Raw genomic sequence first — 2,488 nt, forward strand, 5'->3', positions numbered from 1 at the left:
TACTGGTTTGGCGAGCGCTTATTTGCGTAATTCTTCTCGCGCTTGTTCCCGTTGAAGCGGCTCCGGTAGTATGCTCTGAATCCTCTAAATGGGCGTGGGACTGTTTCAGCGATCACCATGTCTGGCCCCTGGAAGAAACCTACCTGCACAGCAACGACCGAGCACATGAGAGTATTCTCCAAGTCCTCGGCACACCGGAACAAAACGTTGCACAAATTGTCCAGGAATGCTCAGGCCAGTCCTGCTTCCTCACGGGCTCGCATCAGCAAATCGGTGAGTTCTAGCTCTTTTGCCCAGTCGGTCAGATAGCTCTGATCTAGGGCTGCTTGTTGAATCCGAAAGATTCCCTGTACATCCCCCCACTGTTTTTCGGAGCGCTCGCCTGTTAAGCGATACCAGCGCAGCTTTTGCAAAATCATGTCCTCGGGGCTAGTAACACAAACCAGTGGCGCACTGTCGCCAAGCAGGGGTAAACGGAGCCGACGCTCCATCTGCGAGTGTGCAAACGCAGTGTTTGGGGAGATAAAAATATCCGCTTTGATCATCGTGGGCAGATGGATCACATTCGCCGACGAGCCGTGTATGATTGCCTCATTCAGAAGATCTGCGTCCGCGTAGAAGTCGGCGGTGAGCGCCTGTGTCAGTGCTTCCACCTGAGCTTCCGCCAGTGCAACAACAAAGTCTACATCTTGCGTCGCCCGCTCAACACCAACCACGGAGCTTGCCACAGAGCCACCGACAAGGTAGGCAATCCCCAATTTATCAAATGTCTCGATCAGACGCTTAACAACTTGAAGTGGCTCGGGCAGCATGGGCTAGTAGCCCTCTTTATCAGGGTTCCAACCGAACGCCTTACGCATAAGGTCCGCGGGAATGCGGCGTGAGGCCACGCGCAACTGAAGCTCATACTCACTTGCGTCGGGGTGGCGGCGGCGGGTCTCCGCAAGAGCAAGCTGATTCAGCATGGCGTTGAGCTCCCCCACACGCCGAAACCGCTCCGCGGGGGTGCGCTTGCGCAAGCCCGCCAGCCAGCGCTCCTCAATCTCAGGTGGCGTATCCTCCATCAAGGGTTTCATAAGGCCATTGTAGCGCATCGGCGATAAAATGCTTTTTATGAAAGGTCTGCTTTTTCTTCCTATAACTCTCCTGGTTCTTCTTGGGGTGGGATTGTATCTTGAAGAACTGCGCCCCAAGCACGTCGCGTTCTGCCTCGCACTGGCTCTGGCTGTCTTTGCCGTGTTTCAAATGCTCCACTGGCACTGGTTTGGCTACGCTTTTTTTCTCACACTTCTTGATGGCATACTCGTTCTTGTGATCTTCAAAGGCGACATCCGTCTGTAGCTCAGGTAAAATGCGTCCATGAACCTTCGCGTCACCGACAATGGCCGCTTTCTTCAGTGGGACGACCAGACTCCGTTTTTCTATCTCGCCGACACCGCCTGGGAGCTGTTTCATCGCCTGACGCTTGAGGAGGCGAAGCATTATTTAGACGTCCGCGCCGAGCAGGGCTTCACGGTGATTCAGACCGTCTTGCTCGCGGAGTTCGACGGGCTGACCGAGCCGAATCAAAACGGTGATCTGCCGCTTTATGACCTCGACCCGACAAAACCCAACGAGCGCTACTTCGCCCACGTGGACACCGTCTTAGAGTACGCAGAGTCGCTGGGCCTGATTGTCGGGCTACTTCCCACTTGGGGCGATAAAGTCGTGAAGGCGTGGGGAGCCGGGCCGGTCGTCTTCAATCCACAAAATGCCTACGCCTACGGCAAGTGGCTGGGCCTGCGCTACCTGCACCGCGAGAATCTGATCTGGATCAACGGTGGCGATAGAAAACCACAGACCGACGACGAAAAAGAGACGTTTCGTAAGCTAGGGCAGGCCCTACGCGACTCCGACCCGAATCACTTGATTACCTTCCACCCCCAGGGCGGCTGCCATTCCAGCACGGATTTTCACACCGAGGACTGGCTGGATTTCAATCAGATTCAGTCCGGACACGGCGCACGCCACATTGACAACGCGGCGATGGTGGACAAAGACTACGCGCTTTTGCCCGTCAAGCCAACACTGGATGCGGAGCCCAACTACGAGAACCACCCGATCAACTGGAAGCCGGACACGAGCCGCTTCCGCGACGACGACGTCCGGATCTCCCTCTGGCGCTCGGTGCTGGCGGGGGCGTGTGGCGTCACCTACGGCTGCCAGGATGTCTGGCAGTTCTTTGATTCGAGCCGCCACCCCGCGATTGCATTTGCCGACACGCACTGGAGCGAGGCGCTGCACTTCTCCGGAGCCTGGCAGGTGCGCCACCTACGCTCTCTGCTAGAGGAGCGCGACTTCACCACAGGCATCCCGGCACAGGAGCGCATTCTTACCGAGGACACGGGCGCACGCTGCCTCATTGGCGACGGCTGGCTTCTTTGCTATCTCCCCGAAGGCGGCGAACTGACACTGAGCGTTGATGATTTAGGCTTTGACACCGCCGCCG

Annotated in this window: 4 protein-coding genes; 2 read left to right on the forward strand and 2 right to left on the reverse strand. The window is 57.0% G+C overall.

Features of this window, described 5'->3' with window-relative positions; all coding sequences use genetic code 11:
• Positions 1-230: 230 nt before the first annotated feature.
• Both ACH2EH_RS00325 and ACH2EH_RS00330 read right to left on the reverse strand, forming a co-directional pair.
• A complete protein-coding gene (locus ACH2EH_RS00325) occupies positions 231-812 on the reverse strand; it encodes a hypothetical protein (RefSeq protein ID WP_395137689.1) in 582 nt (193 codons plus the stop codon).
• Between the two features lie 3 nt (positions 813-815).
• Positions 816-1,076, reverse strand: a complete 261-nt coding sequence (locus ACH2EH_RS00330; protein WP_395137691.1) for a hypothetical protein — start codon at positions 1,074-1,076, stop codon at positions 816-818.
• Positions 1,077-1,113: 37 nt separating this feature from the next.
• Here ACH2EH_RS00330 and ACH2EH_RS00335 point away from each other — a divergent pair, with 37 nt between their 5' ends.
• Positions 1,114-1,341 (forward strand): hypothetical protein, encoded by a 228-nt coding sequence (locus ACH2EH_RS00335; protein ID WP_309693496.1) that lies wholly within the window; start codon positions 1,114-1,116, stop codon positions 1,339-1,341.
• An 18-nt stretch (positions 1,342-1,359) separates the two neighbouring features.
• Positions 1,360-2,488 (forward strand): DUF4038 domain-containing protein (locus tag ACH2EH_RS00340; RefSeq protein WP_395137694.1); only part of this gene is annotated, 1,129 nt, incomplete at its 3' end.

Source organism: Armatimonas sp. (genome assembly GCF_043760365.1).
GTDB lineage: Bacteria > Armatimonadota > Armatimonadia > Armatimonadales > Armatimonadaceae > Armatimonas.

Coding starts and splice junctions, on each gene's coding strand:
- ACH2EH_RS00325 (WP_395137689.1), bottom strand. CDS start 812: ATGCTGCCCGAGCCACTTCAAGTTGTTAAGCGTCTGATCGAGACATTT.
- ACH2EH_RS00330 (WP_395137691.1), bottom strand. CDS start 1,076: ATGAAACCCTTGATGGAGGATACGCCACCTGAGATTGAGGAGCGCTGG.
- ACH2EH_RS00335 (WP_309693496.1), top strand. CDS start 1,114: ATGAAAGGTCTGCTTTTTCTTCCTATAACTCTCCTGGTTCTTCTTGGG.